Annotated in this window: 1 protein-coding gene; it reads right to left on the bottom strand. The window is 64.7% G+C overall.

Annotation, left to right across the window (positions count from 1 at the left end):
- A partial coding sequence (locus tag AAFM29_RS17560) for a sigma 54-interacting transcriptional regulator (RefSeq protein WP_341714007.1) occupies positions 1-368 on the bottom strand: 368 nt, incomplete at both ends.

Genomic DNA, 368 nt, shown 5'->3' with positions numbered 1-368 from the left:
GCCATGATCTGCGGCTCTTTCCCCGCGAGCAGGATCGCGCGGCGGATAACGTTTTCGAGCTCGCGGACGTTGCCCGGCCACGGATGCGCTTCGAGCAGCGCGAGCGCCTGACCCGAAATCCAGCACGGCTGTCCCGGCTCGCCCGCGTGGCGCAGGAGCATTCCAAAGGCGAGCGGGGCGATATCGCCGCGGCGTTCGCGCAAAGGGGGGAGCGAAATGGGAAAAACGTTGAGACGATAGAGAAGGTCTTCACGGAACCGACCGGCTGTAACTTCGGCGGCAAGAATGCGGTTGGTCGCAGCGACAATACTCACGTCTACCTTGACCGGCGTGGTCGCGCCGAGCGGCAGCACTTCGCCTTCCTGGAG

The sequence above is a fragment of the Erythrobacter sp. genome, assembly GCF_038133525.1.
Lineage (GTDB): Bacteria > Pseudomonadota > Alphaproteobacteria > Sphingomonadales > Sphingomonadaceae > Qipengyuania.
Note: the sequence above shows the minus strand (reverse complement) of the source record. Positions and strands in the feature narration are given on the sequence as shown.